The sequence below is a fragment of the Collimonas arenae genome, assembly GCF_000786695.1.
In the GTDB taxonomy this organism is placed as follows: domain Bacteria; phylum Pseudomonadota; class Gammaproteobacteria; order Burkholderiales; family Burkholderiaceae_D; genus Collimonas; species Collimonas arenae_A.
In genome coordinates, this window is the sequence record NZ_CP009962.1 from 5,101,765 (window position 1) to 5,123,958 (window position 22,194).

A 22,194-nucleotide genomic window follows, 5' to 3' on the forward strand; every position below is an offset into this window, starting at 1 on the left:
CATATCACCCTTTGCTTTCTGCCAGACGCACGCGCGGATCGAGCAATGAATACAGCATATCCACCACCAGATTGATCAGGATGAAAATGGTGACGATCAATAGCAGATAGGCGACGATCACCGGCCGGTCCAGCACGCGGATCGAATCGATGATCAGCTTGCCCATGCCAGGCCAGGCGAACACTGTTTCTGTGACAATGGAAAACGCAATGATCGAACCGAATTGCAGTGCAACGACGGTGACGATCGGAATCAGGATATTTTTCAAGACGTGGACCCCAATGATGCGGCTATTGCGTAATCCCTTGGCGCGTGCGAATTTGACGTAGTCCTGCATCAGCGCTTCCTGTGCGCCAGAGCGCGTCAACCGGATCACAAGCGCGATATTGAACAGCGCCAGATTGAAAGCTGGCATCAACAAATGCTTCAAGCCGTCCCAGCTAAGAAAACTGACAGGCACGCCCAGCAGCAGTTGTGTCTCGCCGCGGCCGCTAGTGGGCAGCCAGCCTAGCTGCACAGCAAACACCATAATCAGCATCAAGCCGACCCAGAATGTCGGCAGCGAAAATCCGAGGATGGAGACTGCCATGATGGTTTTTCCGATGATGCCGTTGGGACGCAAGCCGGCCAGCAAGCCCAGCGGCAGTCCCGCTACGACGGAAAGCAGGATCGCAGCTGCCGACAATTCCAGCGTGGCCGGCATGCGCTCGAAAATAAGGCTCAGGGCCGGCGTCGAATAGGCGAACGAGCGGCCAAGATCGCCACTCACCGCATTTTTAAGGAAAATGAAATATTGAAGCCAAAGTGGCTTGTCGAGGCCAAAGGCGACGATCACCTTAGCGCGTTCGATCTGGTCGGCATCGGGGCTGATCAGCACATCGATCGGATTGCCGATCGCGTACACGCCGATGAACACCAACAGCGACATGATCAGCAGTACGACCAGGCTTTGAAATACGCGGCGGATAATAAAAGCCAGCATCGAATATCCTATTTACATCCATAAAAAATCCGCTCGCCACACCTGATGAGCGGATCTGCGTGCCACCTCTATCGAGGAGAAAAACCGCAAGCATTGGTAGGCTCATGGCTGCGCAGGATATATACGATACTTTTTTTGTGGTCCATATGGTCGCCAGGTGAATCGAGGTGATGCCGGCGCGCTAGCGCTCGCCTGTTGCAGCATAGGTTGGCGTCGCCCCCCCCCCTCGACCTTGGCGGCAATGTCTATGCGTAACCACATACGCGCAATCGCCTGAAGTAATACACGCAAAATCGCAGGCAATCCCATGTTCGGCCAAAACATCAAACGCATTATGCTCCCCTGTGAATGAACACCGACGGACCGTGTAGGCGTAATATACACATTCTGGACGTTACGCCACTAGCCATTTTTATAGGCAAGAGGCGTGCCACATATCAGGAGCTGAATATGAATTTGATCGATCCCATCATCGCCTTTCAGGCGGAGCTGCAAGCCATCCGGCGCGATTTGCACGCGCATCCCGAACTCAATTATGAAGAACAGCGCACCTCCGACGTGGTGGCGCGCAAGCTCACCGAATGGCAGATTCCCATCCTGCGGGGCATGGGTGTTACCGGTGTTGTCGGTATTGTAAAAAACGGCAGCAGCGACCGCGCCATTGGCTTGCGCGCCGATATGGATGCGTTGCCGGTGCAAGAACTGAATACTTTTCCACACGCCTCCCAACATCAGGGCAAGATGCACGCTTGCGGGCATGATGGCCATACGGCGATGTTGCTTGGTGCGGCGCACCATCTGGCGCAGCACCGCAATTTCGATGGCACCGTTTATCTAATTTTCCAGCCTGCGGAAGAAGGAGGCGGTGGCGCCCAGCGCATGATTGACGATGGCTTGTTCGAGAAATGTCCGGTGGAGGCTGTATTCGGCATGCATAACTGGCCAGGCATGGCGACTGGCAGTTTCGGCGTGACGCCTGGTCCGATGATGGCTTCGAGTAATGAGTTTGAAGTGACCGTCAAGGGCAAAGGCTCGCATGCTGCCCAGCCGCACAAGAGTATCGATCCGGTGATGGTTGCGGTCCAGATTGCGCAAAGCTGGCAGACTATCGTTTCACGCAATATCAATCCGAATGACCCGGCGGTGCTGTCGGTGACGCAAATCCACAGCGGCAGCGCCACCAATGTCATCCCCGATGAAGCGACGCTGATCGGCACGGTACGAACGTTTTCTCTCTCCGTGCTGGATACGATCGAGGCGCGCATGCGAGAAGTGGCGCAACACACTGCAGCAGCGTTTGGCGCCGAAGTGACGTTCCGTTTCCATCGCAATTATCCGCCACTGGTGAACCACGCCAAAGAGACCGCATTTGCGGTGGAAGTGCTGCAAGCGATGGTGGGCAGCGACAATGTCAATCCGCAAGTTGAGCCGACCATGGGGGCGGAAGATTTCGCCTTCATGCTGCAGAATAAACCTGGTTGCTATGTCTTCATCGGCAATGGCGAAGGCGCTCACAGGGATAGCGGGCATGGCCTTGGTCCGTGCAACCTGCATAATGCCAGCTATGATTTCAACGATGACTTGCTGCCGATTGGCGCCAGCTATTGGGTTAATCTGGCAGAAACTTATCTGAAGAAAAAATGATTGCCTGGTGGCGCTCGGCGTGAATGCGACGCTGCCGCCACAATGACGATGCGATTTGGCTGCGCTGTTTCGACTCTGAATCAGCGCGGGCCGTTTTGCTCTCCTTCTGCTTCACCTTCTCTCCATATCATTACACTCATGAATCAAATCGAAGCCGCATACGACGTTCCCATGTTATTGGGCGAATGCCCGCTTTGGCATGCTGCGGAGGCAGCACTATACTGGGTCGACATCTCCGCCATGCAGGTGCATCGGCTACTTCCTGCTGACGGTAAACACGCCATGTGGCAGTTGGACGCCGAACCTGGCTGTATCGGCATGCAAGCCGGTGGCGGCCTGTTGGTCGCCATGCGCAGCGGCATCGCCCACCTTGACACCAACACTGGCGCAGTCACCCATATCGCCGATGCGCCGTATGACATGGCTACCGCCCGCTTTAACGATGGCCGCTGCGATGCCTCCGGCAGATTCTGGACGGGCAGTATCTATGAACCGCGCGACCATGCCGGCGCGCAGTTGTATGCGATCGAAAAAGGCGTAGTGCGTGCTGCCGGAAATCCCGTCACCGTTTCCAACGGCCTCGGCTTTAGCAGCGACAGCCGTACGATGTATCACAGCGATACCACCGCGCACAGGATTACCAGCTATGCCTTTGACCTGGCTAATGGAAAAATTGGTGCGGGTCATGTGCTCAAGCAATTTGCCATGGACAAAAATGCGCCTGACTATGGCGGACGCCCTGATGGCGCTGCGGTCGATAGCGAAGACGCTTACTGGTGCGCCATGTATGAAGGCGGCCGCTTGCTGCGTTTGTCCCCTGCTGGCGAGATATTGCAGGAAGTCGTCTTGCCGGTGCGTTGCCCTACCATGATTGCATTTGGCGGCCCTGATTTACGTACCTTGTATATCACCAGCGTGCGTGAGAAGCGCAGCCCGGCAGAGTTGGAAAAATATCCCTTGTCTGGTTGTGTCTTGTCGCTCCGAGTAGACGTACCTGGCAGAAATGAGCCTGCTTATATTGCTTGACTTCAAGGAACGAACTCACCGTTTTACGACACAAATTACCTGTACTCCGGCAACAATCCCTATTTTCGACTATTCTTTAGGGCTGTACCTGCATGCCGCAGCAATCCGATAGGGGACCGCTTTTCACCTGTTGGCGCCAGCCGGCTAGCGCAGCCTTCTCATGAATGAAGCGCAGGCTTGTTTGTCATTCGCTTTTTATTTTTTACGCTCGAAAGTCTTTTATGCAAAAAAAACAAACCGGACTCAAAATTCTTGCCGCAGCCTGTCTGCTGGCCGGTGTTCACTCAAGCAGTTTCGCGGTTGACTCCGCATCCTTCGAACTCGGTACAGGAAACAAGAGCCAACTGGCCCGGGTTGCTGCCCAATGGAACTGGAATGCACCATTATGGCAAGGAAGCAGCACGCAACTTGGCGGCTATTGGGATTTGAGCCTGGCTGAGTTTCGTCAGAACCAATACCAGAATATTCCAGGACAATCGAAGAATCTGACAGATATCGGCTTTACGCCGGTGTTTCGTTTCCAGTCCAATGATAAGAAGGGCCTGTACGGCGAAGCTGGCATCGGTGTGCATCTGATGTCGCACCTGTATGACAACAACAGCCGGCGCTTTTCCACTGCTTTTGAATTTGGCGATCATATCGGCACTGGCTATGTATTCAGCAACGGCCTTGATGTCGGCCTCAAGTTGCAGCATTTCTCTAATGGCGGCATTAAAAAGCCGAACAGCGGTGCGAATTTTGCCGTGTTGCGGGTTGCTTATCCGTTCTAAGAGCAATATTGATTGTAATAAAGACCCGGATAGATCAATAGAAAAGCCAGTCGCGCGAGCTGACTGGTTTTTTTGTGCCTGTTATTTTGGGTAGGGTGAAGAATTTGTGCAGGAATGTGAAGGCACTGTGCGGGAGAAGAGGCTTTTTCTGCGTGATTTTCCGGTGCTGCAGCGTGTGTTACCGATTATTGCGGACTCGGCATGAGGCCTGAGTCGCCTTTTGCGATGCTGAATGGCGGCTTGAGTGGTATTTTGTGACGCTGAATGCCGCTTGAGGGTTGGTTTGCGAGCAGATTTTTGCAGCGCCTCTGTGCGTTAGGAAGTAATTTTGCCAATGCGAATTGCAAATCCAAAGCCTAAAGCCCAAAGCAAAAACCCTCCCAGCAATCGCTGAGAGGGTTTTCTAATAAAAGCCTGACGATGACCTACTTTCACACTGGTTGCAGCACTATCATCGGCGCAAAGTCGTTTCACGGTCCTGTTCGGGATGGGAAGGGGTGGTACCAACTCGCTATGGTCATCAGGCATAACTTGTACCGCTGTCTGTTCTCCAGTTGGAGCAACAAACCGCGCAATCTAGAAGAAGTAGTTTTTTATACCGAACTCATCGGGGTGGATGAGTCCGGTTGGGTATGAATGTCCAAACGGTTGGTATCTCTTTCGAGGTTCAACCTTGGCAAACAAATAAAGCTCATCATATAACCTGCTAAGGTTATAGGGACAAGCCTCACGGGCAATTAGTATCAGTTAGCTTAACGTATTACTACGCTTCCACACCTGACCTATCAACGTCCTGGTCTCGAACGACCCTTTAGGGGAATCTAGTTCCCGGGAAATATCATCTCAAGGCAAGTTTCCCGCTTAGATGCTTTCAGCGGTTATCTCTTCCGAACTTAGCTACCCGGCAATGCCACTGGCGTGACAACCGGTACACCAGAGGTTCGTCCACTCCGGTCCTCTCGTACTAGGAGCAGCCCCCTTCAAATTTCCAACGCCCACGGCAGATAGGGACCAAACTGTCTCACGACGTTTTAAACCCAGCTCACGTACCACTTTAAATGGCGAACAGCCATACCCTTGGGACCGGCTACAGCCCCAGGATGTGATGAGCCGACATCGAGGTGCCAAACTCCCCCGTCGATATGAACTCTTGGGAGGAATCAGCCTGTTATCCCCAGAGTACCTTTTATCCGTTGAGCGATGGCCCTTCCATACAGAACCACCGGATCACTATGTCCTACTTTCGTACCTGCTCGACTTGTCAGTCTCGCAGTTAAGCACGCTTATGCCATTGCACTATTAGCACGATGTCCGACCGTACCTAGCGTACCTTCGAACTCCTCCGTTACACTTTGGGAGGAGACCGCCCCAGTCAAACTGCCTACCATGCACTGTCCCCGATCCGGATAACGGACCAAGGTTAGAACCTCAAACAAACCAGGGTGGTATTTCAAGGATGGCTCCACGAGAACTAGCGTCCCCGCTTCAAAGCCTCCCACCTATCCTACACAGATTGGTTCAAAGTCCAATGCAAAGCTACAGTAAAGGTTCATGGGGTCTTTCCGTCTAGCCGCGGGTAGATTGCATCATCACAAACATTTCAACTTCGCTGAGTCTCGGGAGGAGACAGTGTGGCCATCGTTACGCCATTCGTGCAGGTCGGAACTTACCCGACAAGGAATTTCGCTACCTTAGGACCGTTATAGTTACGGCCGCCGTTTACTGGGACTTCAATCAAGAGCTTGCACCCCATCATTTAATCTTCCAGCACCGGGCAGGCGTCACACCCTATACGTCCACTTTCGTGTTTGCAGAGTGCTGTGTTTTTATTAAACAGTCGCAGCCACCTTTTTATTGCAGCCCTTTCGTCCTTCTGGCGCAGGCCAGTCAAACTACCGGGGCGTACCTTATCCCGAAGTTACGGTACAAATTTGCCGAGTTCCTTCTCCCGAGTTCTCTCAAGCGCCTTAGAATACTCATCTCGCCCACCTGTGTCGGTTTGCGGTACGGTCTCGTTAGACTGAAGCTTAGAGGCTTTTCTTGGAACCACTTCCGATTGCTTCACCAATAAATTGGCTCGTCCCATACCCTTGAATTACGCTGCCGGATTTGCCTAACAGCCTTCTCTGATACAGAAACCGGGACTTCCAACACCCGGACAACCTTCCGCGATCCGTCCCCCCATCGCATCTAACGACGGTGCAGGAATATTAACCTGCTTCCCATCAGCTACGCATCTCTGCCTCGCCTTAGGGGCCGACTCACCCTGCTCCGATGAACGTTGAACAGGAAACCTTGGGCTTACGGCGTGGGGGCTTTTCACCCCCATTATCGCTACTCATGTCAGCATTCGCACTTCTGATACCTCCAGCATCCTTTACAAGACACCTTCGCAGGCTTACAGAACGCTCTCCTACCATATCCTTACGGATATCCGCAGCTTCGGTGACTGGCTTAGCCCCGTTACATCTTCCGCGCAGGACGACTCGATCAGTGAGCTATTACGCTTTCTTTAAAGGATGGCTGCTTCTAAGCCAACCTCCTGACTGTTTTAGCCTTCCCACTTCGTTTGCCACTTAGCCAATCTTTGGGACCTTAGCTGGCGGTCTGGGTTGTTTCCCTCTTGACGTCGGACGTTAGCACCCGGCGTCTGTCTCCCAAGCTCGCACTCATCGGTATTCGGAGTTTGCAATGGTTTGGTAAGTCTCGATGACCCCCTAGCCATAACAGTGCTCTACCCCCGATGGTGATACTTGAGGCACTACCTAAATAGTTTTCGGAGAGAACCAGCTATTTCCAAGTTTGTTTAGCCTTTCACCCCTACCCACAGCTCATCCCCTAATTTTTCAACATTAGTGGGTTCGGACCTCCAGTGCGTGTTACCGCACCTTCATCCTGGCCATGAGTAGATCACTTGGTTTCGGGTCTACACCCAGCGACTGAACGCCCTATTCGGACTCGATTTCTCTACGCCTTCCCTATACGGTTAAGCTTGCCACTGAATGTAAGTCGCTGACCCATTATACAAAAGGTACGCAGTCACGGAACAAGTCCGCTCCTACTGTTTGTATGCACACGGTTTCAGGATCTATTTCACTCCCCTTCCGGGGTTCTTTTCGCCTTTCCCTCACGGTACTGGTTCACTATCGGTCGATATCGAGTATTTAGCCTTGGAGGATGGTCCCCCCATGTTCAGACAGGATTACACGTGTCCCGCCCTACTTGTTGCAAGCTTAGTTCCACAATGATCATTTCGTATAAGGGGCTATCACCCTCTATGGCCGACGTTTCCAAGTCGTTCTACTATGTCCACTGCTAAAACTTGCGGCTGTTCCCATTTCGCTCGCCACTACTTTGGGAATCTCGGTTGATTTCTTTTCCTGCAGCTACTTAGATGTTTCAGTTCGCCGCGTTCGCTTTGCATACCTATGTATTCAGTATGCAATGACCACTAGGGCCGGGTTTCCCCATTCGGAAATCTGCGGATCAAAGCTTGTTTGCTAGCTCCCCGCAGCTTATCGCAAGCTACTACGTCCTTCATCGCCTGATATCGCCAAGGCATCCACCATGTGCACTTATTCACTTGTCCCTATAACGTTAGCCTCTGACTGCGTTCACAGCCAAAAAGCGGTTATAGAGGTATTTCTATGAGTTTAGCGTTTGCCGTATCCAAAGTGTTTTCGCAGTTGTTGATGCAGCTTGCGCCCATCAACTCTTTTGAGAACTCTTTACATACTTTTTGATTTGATACAATCATACCCATCAACAAACAATGTCTTGTCTGCTGACGAATCTTTACTACTTCTTCTAGATTGTTAAAGAACGGTAAATCCATTGATCTTAAAAAGACCAAACCTAAATCCCAACGCACTCTCTGCGCCGACTTAGGTTTGATATTTCTTGCTTCGTGCCACCGGAAACTTGGTGGAGGTTGACGGGATCGAACCGACGACCCCCTGCTTGCAAAGCAGGTGCTCTCCCAGCTGAGCTAAACCCCCGAAACTTGTTGGTGGGTCTGGTTGGGCTCGAACCAACGACCCCCGCGTTATCAACACGGTGCTCTAACCAACTGAGCTACAGACCCGCTTGGATCAGTACGAGCCACCCATCAACTACTGCGCTCTCACGCAACAGTCTTGACCGATACCTGTTCTTCTTTATTAACAGACGATAAGTGTGGACGCTTAACTTTCATGCAAACTCTAGAAAGGAGGTGATCCAGCCGCACCTTCCGATACGGCTACCTTGTTACGACTTCACCCCAGTCACGAATCCTACCGTGGTAAGCGCCCTCCTTACGGTTAGGCTACCTACTTCTGGTAAAACCCGCTCCCATGGTGTGACGGGCGGTGTGTACAAGACCCGGGAACGTATTCACCGCGACATGCTGATCCGCGATTACTAGCGATTCCAACTTCATGTAGTCGAGTTGCAGACTACAATCCGGACTACGATACACTTTCTGGGATTAGCTCCCCCTCGCGGGTTGGCGGCCCTCTGTATGTACCATTGTATGACGTGTGAAGCCCTACCCATAAGGGCCATGAGGACTTGACGTCATCCCCACCTTCCTCCGGTTTGTCACCGGCAGTCTCATTAGAGTGCCCTTTCGTAGCAACTAATGACAAGGGTTGCGCTCGTTGCGGGACTTAACCCAACATCTCACGACACGAGCTGACGACAGCCATGCAGCACCTGTGTTACAGTTTTCTTTCGAACACTCCCAAATCTCTTCGGGATTCTGTACATGTCAAGGGTAGGTAAGGTTTTTCGCGTTGCATCGAATTAATCCACATCATCCACCGCTTGTGCGGGTCCCCGTCAATTCCTTTGAGTTTTAATCTTGCGACCGTACTCCCCAGGCGGTCTACTTCACGCGTTAGCTGCGTTACCAAGTCAATTAAGACCCGACAACTAGTAGACATCGTTTAGGGCGTGGACTACCAGGGTATCTAATCCTGTTTGCTCCCCACGCTTTCGTGCATGAGCGTCAGTGTTATCCCAGGGGGCTGCCTTCGCCATCGGTATTCCTCCACATCTCTACGCATTTCACTGCTACACGTGGAATTCTACCCCCCTCTGACACACTCTAGCTATGCAGTCACAAATGCCATTCCCAGGTTAAGCCCGGGGATTTCACACCTGTCTTACATAACCGCCTGCGCACGCTTTACGCCCAGTAATTCCGATTAACGCTTGCACCCTACGTATTACCGCGGCTGCTGGCACGTAGTTAGCCGGTGCTTATTCTTCAGGTACCGTCATTAGCAAGGGATATTAGCCCTCACCGTTTCTTCCCTGACAAAAGAGCTTTACAACCCGAAGGCCTTCTTCACTCACGCGGCATTGCTGGATCAGGGTTGCCCCCATTGTCCAAAATTCCCCACTGCTGCCTCCCGTAGGAGTCTGGGCCGTGTCTCAGTCCCAGTGTGGCTGGTCGTCCTCTCAGACCAGCTACTGATCGAAGCCTTGGTGAGCCTTTACCTCACCAACTAGCTAATCAGATATCGGCCGCTCTATGAGCACGAGGTCTTGCGAGCCCCCGCTTTCATCCGTAGATCGTATGCGGTATTAGCTAATCTTTCGACTAGTTATCCCCCACTCAAAGGTACGTTCCGATATATTACTCACCCGTTCGCCACTCGTCAGCGGAGCAAGCTCCCTGTTACCGTTCGACTTGCATGTGTAAGGCATGCCGCCAGCGTTCAATCTGAGCCAGGATCAAACTCTTCAGTTCAATCTCTGTTTTGTGGCATTGCTGCCTAGCATCTCTGCTATCGCTCACTCAAAATACTGACAGGCTACTTCTTGCGAAGCATCCTATTTTCTTCTTTTGTGAACATTTAATGTTTTAAGTTATACGCCACCGACTTACGTCAGCAGCGCTGCACTTCCATTAAACGCCCACACTTATCGACTGTTAATTGTTAAAGAACCTTCTACTTCGCGTCACCAGCTACCCGGTTCGCGTCGCCAACAAATCGTTTTGTTTGTCAGCAGCAGAGAGATGAGATTATGTAGCGTTTCAAGTTTTTCGTCAACTACTTTTTTACTAACCACCGAAAAACTTTTTACTCACCACACCTACTTCTTCCCCGCTTTTACCCCTCAAACTTCACCCGCAAAACAGACCTTTTACTACCTGCCTGCTTCGCTTCTTTCGCGTCGTTCTCAACGGGAGGCGAACTATAGCAACCCACCTCATTCCCCGCAAGTACTTTTTAAAACTTTCTTTAAAATATTTTCATTTATCTGTTTTTGCCCAAATTCCATTGCACGATAGACTCGCCGCCACTCGTTGTCTTGGGCACTGGCCGGAACGCATGGCCATAGATAATCTCGAAGGTCAGCGGTAGTTTGCCGTCCGGCCTGCGGCGCACCTCCAGCGCCGCCTTCAGGCGGATGCCTGCTTTCCTGCCTAATAAGCCGCGGCCGCGCGTCGCCAGCGGATTGCCGCCCCAGGCTCTGACATCGGCCAGCAACTTCTCTACTGTATCGTAAGTAACAGTAATAGTTTCCATGTCCATGACCGGCGTAGAGAACCCGGCATTGACCAGCATGTCGCCAAAGTCATGCATATCCACGAACGGCAATACATGCGCGCCATCGTCGATATCCGCAAATGCGTTACGCAGCTCTTTGAATGTGTCTGGTCCAAAACAAGAGAACATCAACAGGCCGTCTACACGCAGTATGCGACGCCATTCGGCAAAGACGCGGTCGGGCTGCGGATGCCAGTGCAGCGCCAGGTTCGACCAGACCAGATCCACCGTATTCGGCGCCAGCGGCAATTGGGCGAAATCGCCGCACAGCAGTGCCGAAGACAACTCGCCGCCATTACCGGTAAATGGCAACCACTTCTTTAATAGGCGATTAACCGACAATTGCGCGCCCTGACGCTGTTCTTTTGCCAACAGTAGCATGGCAGCCGAGGCATCCAGCCCGATAATCGCAGCATCGGCAAAGCGCTGCTGTAACGTATATATATCAGGACCGGCGCCGCAGCCGGCATCCAATATCCGCTGCGGCGTTAATTTCACTAGAGCAAGACGCTCGTGCATACGACTCGATATTTCCCGGCGCAAGAACTCGGATTCGCGCACTAGCGCAGGCTGGGCAAACAGTTGGCGCACCCGGCGCAAGTCGATCGGGGCGCTCTGGCTGGTTTCAGAAGGAGGGAGTGAGGTAGGCATCAAGATCCGACAGGTGAGATGAAATGCGATAATCGCCAATAGTTTACACGCTTGAATCGCTGTAGGCTGAGAGTACCGCCGCTAAATCCAGAAACGAGATGTCCTCATTGCTATTTTCCCAGCTACGTCAATGGCCACAATTGCAATTAGTGCGCATCCTGTCCGGCATGCCGTCTTGTTGCGCATTGTGCGGCCAAACCGGAAAACGGGTGATTTGCGACGACTGCAGCAAACACTACTTTGCTGAATGCCCCCATCGCTGCGAACAATGTGCGAATTTGCTGCCGCCGCTCAATGGCGCCGGCCCTATCCGGTGCGGTAATTGCCTTAAGCAATCGAGAGCGTTCGACGCTACGATAGTAGTATGCGATTATGCCGCGCCGGTTGACCAGCTGATCCTTGCGCTAAAATTCGGCGGCCAGTTGGCGCTGGCACCGGAATTCGCCCGGATGTTGCGCGACACGATATTGCGGAAGGCCACTTTAGCCAGCGACCAGGCGAGGTTAGCGGCAGACTTGCCCGATATACTGATGGCGGTGCCGCTCAGCATGCAACGCCTGCGGCATCGCGGCTTCAATCAGGCGCACGAAATAGCCAAACCTCTGGCGCGCTTGACCGGCATTCCGCTGCGCCATGATCTGCTGCTGCGGCAACGCGACACCTTGCCGCAATCGATGGGATTGGACCAGGAGCAGCGCCGACGCAATTTGCGCCAGGCTTTTGCCGTACCGCCGGTGGCTTCCGAAAAAATACGCGGACGCCACATAGGTGTAGTCGACGACGTCATGACGACAGGCGAAACCTTGCATGCGCTGGCGAAGACCTTGCGTCGCCACGGTGCGCGCCGCATTACCAATTTCGTGTTCGCAAGAACCCCGTAGCAAACTTGCGTCACCATTACTCTATATAGAAGGAGAATCAGATTGTTCCACGTCGTACTGGTTGAACCGGAAATTCCGCCGAATACCGGCAACATTATCCGTCTGTGCGCCAATACCGGCACCCAATTGCACTTGATCGAACCGCTCGGGTTTCCCCTTGATGACGCCAAGATGCGACGCGCCGGCCTGGACTATCACGACTACGCTGCCATGAAAGTACATGCCAACTGGGACGCTTTCATCGCCAGCATGCAGACGGCAGGAGGTTATGCGCCTGACCGTATGTTTGCCATGACCACCCACGGCTCGACACCGTTCGCCAATCTGAACTTCCAGCCGGGTGACATATTCGTGTTTGGCTCAGAAACCCGCGGCCTCGACCCAGCGCTACGCGAATCATTTGCCCCTTCGCAGCGCATCCGCTTGCCAATGCGGCCGGACAACCGTAGCCTGAATCTTTCTAACACGGTGGCGGTGGTCGTGTATGAAGCATGGCGTCAAAACGGTTTTAGCGGCGGCGCCTGACAAACATTTCCTTGGATAAAGTAATAATATTCGCGGCATTGCTATAATCGTAAGCCAGGCGGCAACTAGCGCTGCAAGAACATTCGTATTTGCCCAATCTAATCAAAGGATCAGCATGTCTTTACGTTCGGTTTCCCTGTTCTTCTGTGCGCTGGCACTCAGCGTATCGGCCCACGCTCACGAGTACACGCTTGGCGCCCTGCACATCGGCCATCCCTATGCTCGCGCAACTGTTCCCGGCCAGCCTAGCGGCGGCGCCTTTCTCAGCATCGAAAATACCGGCAAGGAGGGCGACAAACTGATCGGCGTCAGCTCACCGGCGGCAAAAAATGCAGAGATTCACACCATGTCGATGGACGGCAATGTCATGAAAATGCGTGAGGTGGGCGAAATTGAACTGCCGCCGACGGCAACCGTTGACATGAAACCCGGCAATGGTTATCACATCATGCTGATCGGCTTGACCCAACCGTTAAAAGCAGGCGACAAATTTCCGCTGACGCTGACCTTCCAGAAAGCCGGGAAGATCGACGTCTCGGTACAGGTCACCGATATGAGCGGAAAAGCGGCCGAACCAGCGCATCAACACTGACTGCCGACGGCCCGGAAATAAAAAAAGCGCGAATTTCGCGCTTTTTCGTTTCATGCGGGTGAAGATCAAGAACCCTGTCGGACCTTGTCCAGTAACTTGCTGGTCGAGCGATCATGCGCAAAGGCAATCGCCACTACCTGGCCGCCATAGGCCAGCACCGCTCGCCCTTCGGGAATCGCGTCCATCTGATAATCGCCACCCTTTACATACACGCCAGGCTGCGCTTCCTGCACCACTTCAAGCGCGGTATCTTCGTCAAACTCGACCACCAGGCTGACCGATTCCAGCGCCGCCAACACCGCCATGCGGTCGGCACAGGTATTGATCGGCCTGTCGTCGCCCTTGCCCAGGCGCTTGACCGAGGCGTCGGTATTCACCGCCACCACCAGCGATGCCCCTTGCTCGCGCGCCTGCGCCAGATAGGTGACGTGGCCACGATGCAGGATGTCAAAGACGCCGTTGGTTAGCACAACTGGTTGTGGCAAGGCGGCAACGCGCGCTTTCAAGTCGACGCGAGTACAAAGCTTGTTTTCAAATATAGGCATGAGGAAATATAAAAAAAGCCGCAACAACGCGGCTTGGTATCAATGGCTGATGAGCATCGCAGGCGGGCACAAACCTGGCGTTACCGCACTGCTTGCCGCGATCAGACTGCTTCGGCCTGTTTCAATGCCAGCCGCGCAACAACTTCCTTGCGATAACGATTCAATTCTTGCACGGTGTCGAAAGTACGCTCGAACAGCAAAGACATATTGTGCAGGATACGATCGACCACTTTCTTTTCCCAAACGCCGTCGAACTTGATCTGGTGGTCCAGCCAGCGCTCCAGCCATTCCGGATCCGGCAAGCGGCTTTGTACCGTGTCGTTCGGGAATAGCGCCTGGTTGACGTGCAGGTTGGTCGGATGCAGCGGCTTTTCGGTGCGACGCGCCGAAGCCATCAAGACGCCGATCTTGGCAAATGCCGCCGACGCGCTATCGCCGACTTCGGACAAGGCCTTCTTCATGTAGCGCAGGTAAGCGCCGCCATGGCGTGCTTCATCCTGGCTGATGATCTTGTAGATCTGCTTGATTACCGGCTCAGTGTGCCAGTCAGAGGCGCAACGGTACCAGTGGTTAAGGCGAATTTCGCCGCAGAAATGCATCATCAGGGTTTCCAGCGCGGGTGCCGGATCGAATTCGAAACGTACATTGTCCAGCTCAGCTTCGGTAGGAACCAGCTCAGGCCGGAAACGGCGCAGGTATTCCATCAAGACCAGCGAATGCTTTTGCTCTTCGAAAAACCAGACCGACATGAAAGCGCAAAAGTCGCTGTCGCCGTGGTTATCACGCAAAAACATCTCGGTTGCAGGCAGCGCCGACCATTCCGTAATCGCATTCATACGAATAGTCTGAGCTTGTTCGTCGGACAGCTGGTTGGCATCAAACTTGTCCCATGGAATATCGGTCTCCATGTTCCAGCGGACTTGTTCAAGCGATTTAAACAGTTCTGGATACAGCATACATACCTTAAGCAAGTGAGTTAACTGCTCGATTTTACCAAGAATTTGTTACAAGGCCGTTTATAAACCGATCAAGCAGCATTTTTTACTGGAAATTTGGTGTAAATCACAACAAAGTCAATTATTCGTTTAGAGACATTAGTCGGTCGAAAACCAGCGCCGCACCCAATTTATACAACCGCCAGGAGAAAACGAATTCATTCACCGCCCCGCCATAGCAATCAAAAATTCGGCGTGCCAGTCACTTCTTGAATCCGATTGTTACTTTTCTGCGCGCCTCTTTGCAAGCCCCGATACGGGAGCAAACCATTGATTGATCTTTCCCGCAGAAGGCAAGCAGATGAAAATTGCGGTCATCGGCTCGGGTATCACCGGCCTCTCTTGTGTATACAGATTCGCCACATCCGGACAACAAGTCACGTGGACGCCAGACTTTTGGGACCGACACCGGCTTCCTCGTCTTCAATCATCGCACTTATCCGACGCTAGTCAAGTTGTTCAAAGAACTTGAGATTGCTACAGTGGCAACTGGCATGTCGTTTTCAGCGAAGATACCGATCGCCGCCGGCTTCGGCAGGCGCCCCTCTCTGAAATGGGCCGGTGCCAATCTCGACACCTTATCTGCACAGCGCCGCAGCTTGCTGAGTGCGCGCATTTGCGCCTGAAGTCCAAGCGCAACGCGTTCAGCTATGACGTGTATCACACGCGGTTATCCTTGCAGGCATTTAGTACGTTCGTCACCGGCAGTTTCACAATCTTTTTTGTGACGCAATCGCTTCAGCTTCTTGTCGTTTCACGACCACAACGTCTGAACCAGGAATAACCGCCATGCGCATATGGACCATCAGGAAAACTACTGATAATGTTCACACTAGTACAACAATTGACAATGCATTCGACGATCAGGTGATACCGATGAATAAAAAAAGCATGCGCAAATACGGCATCACACTTGACGACATCGCTTTATCGTTCAGCAAACCGCATCTGGACGCTCATTCATGAAATCTCTCAATCCACCCATCGCGGACTGGCGAAATTTGCGGGTCTGGATTATCGGCGCATCGAGCGGCATTGGTGCTGAAACAGCGAGCCAATTGCTGGCAAAGGGCGCTCGCGTCGCCCTCTCCGCGCGCAATGCCGAGGCGCTTCAGCAAATCGCTGCAAACCACCCCGAAGCGCTGAAACTGAGATTGGATATCACCTTGCCGGGCACCGTAGCGGCAGCGCGCGACAGCATCCTGCGGCAATGGGAAGGCATCGACCTGGTGCTGATCGTGGCCGGCGCGTATCACGAAATGCGCGCCGACAGATTCGACCTGAAGATCGCTAACCAGCTGGTCGACACCAATCTGCGCGGCGTCTTCAACTGCCTGGACGCGACCTTGCCCACATTGCTGAGACAGGAAAAGGGCGCAATCGGCATCGTGGCTTCGGCTGCCGGTTATAGCGGCTTGCCGAAGGCGACGGTCTATGGCCCCACCAAAGCCGCCTTGATCAATCTCGCGGAATGTCTGTTCCTTGACCTGCGGCCGCGCAATATCGGCGTCTACCTGGTGAATCCGGGCTTCGTCGATACCCCGCTAACGGCAGGGAACAAATTCAAAATGCCAGCGCTGATGCCGGCGCCAGAAGCTGCATCGGCGCTCATCAAGGGTATGGAGCGGGGTGATTTTCATCTGCACTTCCCGCGCCGCTTTACCAACTGGTTGCGACTGGCGCGTTTGCTGCCGTATCACCTGTATTTTGCATTGGTACGCAAGGTGACCGGACTATGAACAGCCCCCAGATGGCAACGCTGGCAAGAGTGGTGTACTTCTTTGAACACCTGTCGCCCGACAATCTGCTGGAACTGCCGCTGGTATATGCCGACGACGCCTGGTTCAAGGATCCATTCAACGAAGTCAAGGGTCTGGCCGAGATCGGCCGCATCTTTGCCCATATGTTTGTACAGGCCGACAGCGCGCGTTTTGTCGTAACCTCGCAATTGGCGCAAGACCAGGCTGCCTTCCTGACTTGGGACTTCGAGTTCAAGATGAAACGATTTTCCATGGCGCCGCAATCGATACGCGGCGCCACCCATCTGCATTTCAACGACGCCGGCCTGGTCACTTATCATCGCGACTATTGGGACGCGGCCGAAGAACTGTACGAAAAATTGCCGCTGCTAAGCGGCTTGATGCGAATATTGAAACGCGCTGCGCGCAACTAGGCAGTACCCCCTTATTTGGGAGCCGGCTTGGTTTTTCCAGTGGCACTGCCTGCTTTTTTCACCGCGGGTTTGGCAGCTGTCTTGCTGCGCGGTTTAGCCGGGGCCTTGGGGCCACTTTTGGTCTCACTCTTGGCTGCCGCGGTTGAAGCCTGTTTCCCCGCCTTCTCCGTCGCCGCCACGCTGTTCACCGCCTGCTTGAACTGGTTCTGCAACAGGTCCCACCAGGCGTTCGCATTCCCCGGAGAGGAAGATGCAGCCTCGGCAGCCGCCGGTTCAACGGGCGGCTCCGGTTCATGCTGTTTCGGAGTTGGCGCAGAAGCCGGCGGTGCATCGGCATTCTGAGACGGACTCATGAAGGAAAACGGAAAGCCCGACGGCATGGCCCAGGCGTTCGCTGCAGACTCGCCGCTCTCAATATTCGATTGACTGACCGCCCCCATCGCACGCAGGGCCGAGAGCGTCGCGCTTTGCACCTCAAGCGCCTGGATGGAGGTGCGCAACATGTTCAGGTTAAGATTGAGCCACGACTCGACAGCTTTGAGATCAGTGATTTTCTTGTTGATCTCTTCCACCGACAAGGTCGGCACGACCATTCCCGGCACACCCATACCGCCCCACATCTTCTTGATGAATTCAAGACTGTCCTGCATCGCATCTGCTCCTGGAATATTCGAACCGCTCATCGCTACACTCCTTCAAGGAAAATCCATATTGCTGCCACTTAAGTCTCAGGGCCGCTGCATCTTGCATGTACTTGGCAAAGCCGTCGCTGCCGGCGCCAGATAGCGCTCGGTCTTGAAACCGTAGCCGCTGCCTTCATTATCAAACCGGATGCCACCGTCGGCAAGTTTCTGCATGACCGCGACATACAGCGGCTGGATCAGCTGATGATCGTACGCACGCATGCTGGCTTCGTGAAACCGGCTCTTGTATTGCGCGCCTTCAAGTGCACGCGCAACCGCTACCGCCTCCGTTGTCTGGGCTTTCTCGATAGCCGCAACCAACATGTCGATCATGACATCCATACGCAAAAACAGGTAGTCATCTTTGGATTGCGGGAAGCGCTGGCGAAAACTGCGGTAGAACGCATCGCTGGCTGCATCCTGGACGCCATCGGCAACATTCGGATGCCACTCAGCTACAGCGCGCACGATGCCTACGCCGGCATCGCCGATGGCCGCCGGCGCTCCCAGGCTGTTGGCATAGAAGGTGTAGAACTTGAGATGCACGCCGGCTTCCTTCGCCGCTTTCACCAGCAAGGTCAAGTCATTGCCCCAATTACCTGTGATCACCGTATCGGCGCCGCTGGCACGGATTTTGGCGATGTACGGTGCAAAATCCTTCACCTTGCCAACCGGGTGCAGCTCATCGCCGACGATCTTGATGTCTGGCCTCGCGACTTGCAGTTGCTGACGCGCTGCCTTGGCGACTTGCTGGCCGAAACTGTAATCCTGGCCGATCAGGTAAACGCTTTTGGCCTGGCGGTCATTTTTGATGACCTCCACCAGTGCGCGCATGCGCATGTCGGCATTGGCGTCGAAACGGAAGTGCCAGAAACTACATTTTTCGTTGGTCAGCGCCGGATCGACCGCCGAGTAATTCATGAATAACACGCGATTATCCGGGGTTCTGGCATTGTGCTTGTTGATCGCTTCCACCAGTGCTCCGGCAACCGCAGAACTATTACCCTCGAGCACGAACGGGATTTTCTGGTCAGTCAATTGCTTTAACTGCAATAAGGCGTCTTCAACTCCCTGCTTGCTGTCAAACACCGCCAGGCTCAGCAGATGACGGCCGTCCGGCAAGCGCACGCCGCCACGCGCATTGACCTGCTCTACCGCAAAGCGGATATTGTGCTCCACTGCCTCGCCGGCATTGGCGAAGGGTCCCGACATGCCTTCTATCATGCCCAGTCGGATCGGCGCCAAATTGGCTGGCGTCGCAGAAAATGCCGGCGACGGCGCGAACGTACCCGCCAGCGTGAATGCCAGCGCAATGCTGGCGGTGAAATGTGATCGGTGTAGCATCGGTAACTATTCCGCTTGATATGGATGCAATATTTTACGTGGTTTAACGCATCCATCTCGGCTTGCCGAAGTTAATCCAGGCGGATCGTTTACACTATGCCCATGTCGTCTTCCTCTGAATACTCCTTGACTTCGAGCAACACTTTTTTTAGCCATCGCAGATGGCTAGGCGTATTGCTGCTCACCGCTTTACTGCACCTGTTCTTGATCGTCTGGGGCAGTCGTCAATTCAGCTTACCTGTGTCGATTGAACGGCCTGAGCAGCTTGTCATGGCCAATATCGCTCCGCTACCGCCGGTTGAAAAACCTGTGCTGCTGCCGCAGGAGCCGAAAGCACAACCCAAACCCAGTCCGAAACCGCGTTCCAACGCGACAGCGGCAAAGCCGCGCGCTGTCCCCGAGCCACCCATAGAAGTACCGGATACGCCGATCAGGGAAACCGTAACCCCTATCGTTGATGCCCAGCCAGTCGATCTCGGCATGGCGGATACGACTACGGGCGCTGGCGCTGGCAGCTCTGCCGCCGGACCTCCCGTTCCTGCTGCGCCGGTAGAACCGGCTCCCGCTGCCGGCAAACACTATCAGACCAGTCCGCCGCCATCGGCAGAGCTCAAATACAATGTAGAGGCTTTGCAAAAGGGCCAGAACTATCATGGCAGCGGCAAAATCACCTGGCAAACCGACGGCGCTAATTACACCATCAATGGCGAGGCCGGGGCGCTATTCATCACGGTACTGGATTTCAAAAGCGGCGGCGAAATCAATGGCTTCGGCGTGGCGCCAGTAATCTATACGCAAAAACGTTTTCGCAAACCGGCGACCGAAACCACCTTTGACCGTACACAAAACAGCATTGTCTTTTCTTCATCGGCGAACAAATATCCTCGCAGCGGCGGCGAACAAGACCGCGCCAGCGTGGTGTGGCAACTGGCAAGCATCGGCCGCGGCAATAGCACGCAATTTTCGCCAGGTGCGGTGATCGACCTGTTTGTCGCTGGTCCGCTGGATGCTGAAACCTGGCGTATGCAGGTGATCGGCCAGGAACAGCTCGATGTTGACGGCAACAATCTCTCGGTCTGGCATGTCATCCGTGTTCCTGAGCCGGGCTCTCACGAGCAGCGACTGGACATCTGGTTGTCTCCGCAGCAGGACTGGTATCCCGTGAAGTTACGTTTTACGGAGACCGATGGAGACTATCTGGATATGTCGCTGTCGAAACTGAAGCGTTTGGATACCGCACAGAATTAGACCAAGCTGGTTAGGCAATGATTAGCATTAATAAGCAATAATATTTTTTGGAACACCATGAAACCAACTCTCTCTTCTTTGTTGCGCCTGTCCGTAGCCGCCGCACTGTGCGGCAATCTGTTAAGCGCGTCTGCGACCGGCACGGAGCATCCCGCCACCAAGTACAGTATCGACCTGCCGCCGTCAGCCGAGCTGAATTATACGATTCAAGCCAAGCAAAGCGGCATCACCCTGGGCGGCGAAGGTACAGTCAAGTGGCTGGTAGCCGACAAGCACTTCAGCGTTAATTCGGAAACCCGGGCCATGTTGTTTGGGAAAATACTGGAGTCGTCCAGCGAAGGTGCGATTGACGATTACGGCCTGGCGCCAACGCAGTTCATCAACAAGCGCTTTCGCAAGGAAGCGACCACCACCACCTTCCATCGCGATAACGGCAGCATCGGTTTTTCCGAATCCGACAATACCTACCCTATCAAGGGCGGCGAACAGGATCGTACCAGCATCATCTGGCAGCTGATTTCCGTGGCGCGGGCCGCGCCGCAAAAATTCAAGCCCGGTTCCAACTGGACTTTCTTCGTTGCAGGTATGCACGATGCCGAACCTTGGACGTTCAAAGTTATCAACACGGAAAAAATCAAGACACCGATGGGCGATCTCGACGCTGTGCATATTTTCAAGGCGCCGCCGCCAGATGCCAAAGACCAGCAGCTAGATATCTGGCTGGCGCCTTCCCTGGAATGGTATCCGGTGCGTTTGCGCTTTACCGATCCGAACAAGGATTTCGTCGAACAGACCCTGCAACAAGTCAGCAACAAGGGAGCAAAATAATATGGCCACACCACATGGCGCTATCGTCCTCTTCAGCGGCGGCCAGGATTCCACCACTTGCCTGGCATGGGCACTGGAACGATATGAGCGGGTCGAGACAATCGGCTTCGACTATGGCCAGCGGCATGCTGTCGAGCTGACGGTGCGTCCGGTCTTGCTGCAGAAGATCCGCGCCCAGTTTCCGCAATGGGCCGACAAACTGGGCGAAGACCACATGATCGACCTGTCGCTGATTTCAAAAATATCATCGACCGCAATGACCGAAGACGTCGAAATCGTGATGCAAGAAAACGGCTTGCCGAACACTTTTGTTCCCGGCCGCAATCTGCTGTTCATGACTGTAGCCGCCACTGTCGCCTACCGACGCGGCTTGAATGTACTGGTCGGCGGCATGTGCGAAACCGATTTCTCCGGCTATCCCGATTGCCGCGACGACACAATGAAAGCCTTGCAGGTGGCGCTCAATCTCGGTATGGCGACGCAGCTCAAGCTGGAAACGCCGTTGATGTGGATCGACAAATCGGAAACCTGGAAGCTGGCGCAGGATTTGGGCGGCGACAGCCTGGTTGATCTGATTCGCGCCGATACCCATACCTGTTACCTGGGTGAGCGCGGCGCTTTGCATGACTGGGGTTACGGCTGCGGTACCTGTCCGGCATGCGCGTTGCGCGCGCGCGGCTATCAACAGTTCAAGCAGACAGCCGGCAGCTAACCCGAAACATTCCGGAAACTCAAATACAAAACGGCGGGTAGATGTTTATCTAC

The 22,194-nt window shown here is 53.9% G+C and carries 19 protein-coding genes, 2 tRNA genes and 3 rRNA genes; 13 read left to right on the top strand and 11 right to left on the bottom strand.

Going from position 1 to position 22,194, the window contains the following annotated elements; translation table 11 throughout:
• Positions 1-4: 4 nt before the first annotated feature.
• Entirely contained in the window at positions 5-982 is a 978-nt protein-coding gene (locus LT85_RS22520) for an ABC transporter permease (RefSeq protein ID WP_038493417.1), read from the bottom strand.
• A gap of 450 nt (positions 983-1,432) precedes the next feature.
• Here LT85_RS22520 and LT85_RS22525 point away from each other — a divergent pair, with 450 nt between their 5' ends.
• The 3 genes from LT85_RS22525 to LT85_RS22535 all read left to right on the top strand — a co-directional run bounded on the left by LT85_RS22525 (position 1,433) and on the right by LT85_RS22535 (position 4,422).
• Positions 1,433-2,626, top strand: a complete 1,194-nt coding sequence (locus LT85_RS22525; RefSeq protein ID WP_038493420.1) for a M20 aminoacylase family protein — start codon at positions 1,433-1,435, stop codon at positions 2,624-2,626.
• A gap of 138 nt (positions 2,627-2,764) precedes the next feature.
• Positions 2,765-3,652 (top strand): SMP-30/gluconolactonase/LRE family protein, encoded by an 888-nt coding sequence (locus LT85_RS22530; RefSeq protein WP_038493422.1) that lies wholly within the window; start codon positions 2,765-2,767, stop codon positions 3,650-3,652.
• Between the two features lie 221 nt (positions 3,653-3,873).
• On the top strand, positions 3,874-4,422 hold the full coding sequence (locus tag LT85_RS22535) for an acyloxyacyl hydrolase (RefSeq protein WP_038493425.1): 549 nt from the start codon (positions 3,874-3,876) through the stop codon (positions 4,420-4,422).
• Between the two features lie 412 nt (positions 4,423-4,834).
• Here LT85_RS22535 and rrf read toward each other — a convergent pair.
• The 6 genes from rrf to LT85_RS22565 all read right to left on the bottom strand — a co-directional run bounded on the left by rrf (position 4,835) and on the right by LT85_RS22565 (position 11,615).
• A 5S ribosomal RNA gene (rrf, locus tag LT85_RS22540) occupies positions 4,835-4,947 on the bottom strand.
• Between the two features lie 191 nt (positions 4,948-5,138).
• Positions 5,139-8,011, bottom strand: a 23S ribosomal RNA gene (locus LT85_RS22545).
• A 333-nt stretch (positions 8,012-8,344) separates the two neighbouring features.
• Positions 8,345-8,420 (bottom strand) — tRNA-Ala (locus tag LT85_RS22550).
• A 9-nt stretch (positions 8,421-8,429) separates the two neighbouring features.
• Positions 8,430-8,506: transfer RNA gene (locus LT85_RS22555), tRNA-Ile, on the bottom strand.
• Between the two features lie 122 nt (positions 8,507-8,628).
• Positions 8,629-10,159, bottom strand: a 16S ribosomal RNA gene (locus LT85_RS22560).
• Together the 16S, 23S and 5S rRNA genes with 2 tRNA genes alongside form the textbook arrangement of a ribosomal RNA operon.
• 511 nt (positions 10,160-10,670) lie before the next feature.
• On the bottom strand, positions 10,671-11,615 hold the full coding sequence (locus LT85_RS22565; RefSeq protein WP_038493429.1) for a methyltransferase domain-containing protein: 945 nt from the start codon (positions 11,613-11,615) through the stop codon (positions 10,671-10,673).
• A gap of 98 nt (positions 11,616-11,713) precedes the next feature.
• Between LT85_RS22565 and LT85_RS22570 the strand changes: the two genes are divergently transcribed.
• The 3 genes from LT85_RS22570 (at position 11,714) to LT85_RS22580 (ending at position 13,613) form a co-directional block, all read left to right on the top strand.
• On the top strand, positions 11,714-12,496 hold the full coding sequence (locus LT85_RS22570) for a ComF family protein (RefSeq protein ID WP_253273603.1): 783 nt from the start codon (positions 11,714-11,716) through the stop codon (positions 12,494-12,496).
• A gap of 42 nt (positions 12,497-12,538) precedes the next feature.
• Positions 12,539-13,021: a tRNA (uridine(34)/cytosine(34)/5-carboxymethylaminomethyluridine(34)-2'-O)-methyltransferase TrmL gene (gene trmL / locus LT85_RS22575; protein WP_038493432.1), complete on the top strand. Its 483-nt coding sequence runs from the start codon at positions 12,539-12,541 to the stop codon at positions 13,019-13,021.
• Between the two features lie 115 nt (positions 13,022-13,136).
• Entirely contained in the window at positions 13,137-13,613 is a 477-nt protein-coding gene (locus LT85_RS22580) for a copper chaperone PCu(A)C (protein WP_038493435.1), read from the top strand.
• A 65-nt stretch (positions 13,614-13,678) separates the two neighbouring features.
• Here LT85_RS22580 and rfaE2 read toward each other — a convergent pair whose 3' ends face one another.
• Together rfaE2 and LT85_RS22590 are read right to left on the bottom strand one after the other, a co-directional pair.
• The gene (gene rfaE2 / locus LT85_RS22585; RefSeq protein WP_038493438.1) at positions 13,679-14,158 is read right to left on the bottom strand and encodes a D-glycero-beta-D-manno-heptose 1-phosphate adenylyltransferase; all 480 of its coding nucleotides are present in this window, start codon (positions 14,156-14,158) and stop codon (positions 13,679-13,681) included.
• Positions 14,159-14,259: 101 nt separating this feature from the next.
• Entirely contained in the window at positions 14,260-15,114 is an 855-nt protein-coding gene (locus tag LT85_RS22590; protein WP_038493441.1) for a ferritin, read from the bottom strand.
• 383 nt (positions 15,115-15,497) lie between these two features.
• Here LT85_RS22590 and LT85_RS22595 point away from each other — a divergent pair, with 383 nt between their 5' ends.
• From LT85_RS22595 to LT85_RS22605, 4 genes are all read left to right on the top strand, one after another.
• Complete coding sequence (locus tag LT85_RS22595) at positions 15,498-15,779, top strand: hypothetical protein (protein ID WP_038493444.1); 282 nt, start codon at positions 15,498-15,500, stop codon at positions 15,777-15,779.
• Positions 15,780-16,029: 250 nt separating this feature from the next.
• Complete coding sequence (locus LT85_RS27000; protein ID WP_216595035.1) at positions 16,030-16,119, top strand: DUF3833 domain-containing protein; 90 nt, start codon at positions 16,030-16,032, stop codon at positions 16,117-16,119.
• Positions 16,116-16,892, top strand: coding sequence for an SDR family NAD(P)-dependent oxidoreductase (locus LT85_RS22600; RefSeq protein ID WP_038493447.1), 777 nt, complete (start codon positions 16,116-16,118; stop codon positions 16,890-16,892). The genes LT85_RS27000 and LT85_RS22600 overlap by 4 nt, the downstream gene beginning before the upstream one ends.
• Positions 16,889-17,326, top strand: a complete 438-nt coding sequence (locus LT85_RS22605; RefSeq protein ID WP_038493449.1) for a nuclear transport factor 2 family protein — start codon at positions 16,889-16,891, stop codon at positions 17,324-17,326. Before LT85_RS22600 ends, LT85_RS22605 begins: the two co-directional genes overlap by 4 nt.
• An 11-nt stretch (positions 17,327-17,337) precedes the next feature.
• On the opposite strand, the gene LT85_RS27005 is transcribed toward LT85_RS22605, so the two are convergent.
• Together LT85_RS27005 and LT85_RS22615 are read right to left on the bottom strand one after the other, a co-directional pair.
• Positions 17,338-18,009, bottom strand: coding sequence for a PhaM family polyhydroxyalkanoate granule multifunctional regulatory protein (locus LT85_RS27005; protein WP_038493452.1), 672 nt, complete (start codon positions 18,007-18,009; stop codon positions 17,338-17,340).
• A 45-nt stretch (positions 18,010-18,054) separates the two neighbouring features.
• Positions 18,055-19,353 carry a branched-chain amino acid ABC transporter substrate-binding protein gene (locus LT85_RS22615; protein ID WP_081992633.1) on the bottom strand — a complete coding sequence of 433 codons (1,299 nt, stop codon included), beginning with the start codon at positions 19,351-19,353 and terminating at the stop codon, positions 18,055-18,057.
• A gap of 126 nt (positions 19,354-19,479) precedes the next feature.
• Here LT85_RS22615 and LT85_RS22620 point away from each other — a divergent pair, with 126 nt between their 5' ends.
• The 3 genes from LT85_RS22620 to queC are packed head-to-tail and all read left to right on the top strand — an operon-like array spanning position 19,480 to position 22,141.
• Positions 19,480-20,601, top strand: a complete 1,122-nt coding sequence (locus LT85_RS22620; protein ID WP_038493455.1) for a DUF3108 domain-containing protein — start codon at positions 19,480-19,482, stop codon at positions 20,599-20,601.
• A gap of 57 nt (positions 20,602-20,658) precedes the next feature.
• Positions 20,659-21,429, top strand: coding sequence for a DUF3108 domain-containing protein (locus LT85_RS22625; RefSeq protein WP_038493457.1), 771 nt, complete (start codon positions 20,659-20,661; stop codon positions 21,427-21,429).
• 1 nt (position 21,430) lies between these two features.
• Positions 21,431-22,141 (top strand): 7-cyano-7-deazaguanine synthase QueC, encoded by a 711-nt coding sequence (gene queC, locus LT85_RS22630; protein WP_038493459.1) that lies wholly within the window; start codon positions 21,431-21,433, stop codon positions 22,139-22,141.
• Positions 22,142-22,194: the final 53 nt, after the last annotated feature.

What these genes read in the sequence shown, in the direction of transcription:
- LT85_RS22520 (WP_038493417.1), bottom strand. Translation starts at nt 982, where the DNA reads ATGCTGGCTTTTATTATCCGCCGCGTATTTCAAAGCCTGGTCGTACTG.
- LT85_RS22525 (WP_038493420.1), top strand. Translation starts at nt 1,433, where the DNA reads ATGAATTTGATCGATCCCATCATCGCCTTTCAGGCGGAGCTGCAAGCC.
- LT85_RS22530 (WP_038493422.1), top strand. Translation starts at nt 2,765, where the DNA reads ATGAATCAAATCGAAGCCGCATACGACGTTCCCATGTTATTGGGCGAA.
- LT85_RS22535 (WP_038493425.1), top strand. Translation starts at nt 3,874, where the DNA reads ATGCAAAAAAAACAAACCGGACTCAAAATTCTTGCCGCAGCCTGTCTG.
- LT85_RS22565 (WP_038493429.1), bottom strand. Translation starts at nt 11,615, where the DNA reads ATGCCTACCTCACTCCCTCCTTCTGAAACCAGCCAGAGCGCCCCGATC.
- LT85_RS22570 (WP_253273603.1), top strand. Translation starts at nt 11,714, where the DNA reads ATGTCCTCATTGCTATTTTCCCAGCTACGTCAATGGCCACAATTGCAA.
- LT85_RS22580 (WP_038493435.1), top strand. Translation starts at nt 13,137, where the DNA reads ATGTCTTTACGTTCGGTTTCCCTGTTCTTCTGTGCGCTGGCACTCAGC.
- rfaE2 (WP_038493438.1), bottom strand. Translation starts at nt 14,158, where the DNA reads ATGCCTATATTTGAAAACAAGCTTTGTACTCGCGTCGACTTGAAAGCG.
- LT85_RS22590 (WP_038493441.1), bottom strand. Translation starts at nt 15,114, where the DNA reads ATGCTGTATCCAGAACTGTTTAAATCGCTTGAACAAGTCCGCTGGAAC.
- LT85_RS27000 (WP_216595035.1), top strand. Translation starts at nt 16,030, where the DNA reads ATGAATAAAAAAAGCATGCGCAAATACGGCATCACACTTGACGACATC.
- LT85_RS22600 (WP_038493447.1), top strand. Translation starts at nt 16,116, where the DNA reads ATGAAATCTCTCAATCCACCCATCGCGGACTGGCGAAATTTGCGGGTC.
- LT85_RS22605 (WP_038493449.1), top strand. Translation starts at nt 16,889, where the DNA reads ATGAACAGCCCCCAGATGGCAACGCTGGCAAGAGTGGTGTACTTCTTT.
- LT85_RS27005 (WP_038493452.1), bottom strand. Translation starts at nt 18,009, where the DNA reads ATGAGCGGTTCGAATATTCCAGGAGCAGATGCGATGCAGGACAGTCTT.
- LT85_RS22615 (WP_081992633.1), bottom strand. Translation starts at nt 19,353, where the DNA reads ATGCTACACCGATCACATTTCACCGCCAGCATTGCGCTGGCATTCACG.
- LT85_RS22625 (WP_038493457.1), top strand. Translation starts at nt 20,659, where the DNA reads ATGAAACCAACTCTCTCTTCTTTGTTGCGCCTGTCCGTAGCCGCCGCA.
- queC (WP_038493459.1), top strand. Translation starts at nt 21,431, where the DNA reads ATGGCCACACCACATGGCGCTATCGTCCTCTTCAGCGGCGGCCAGGAT.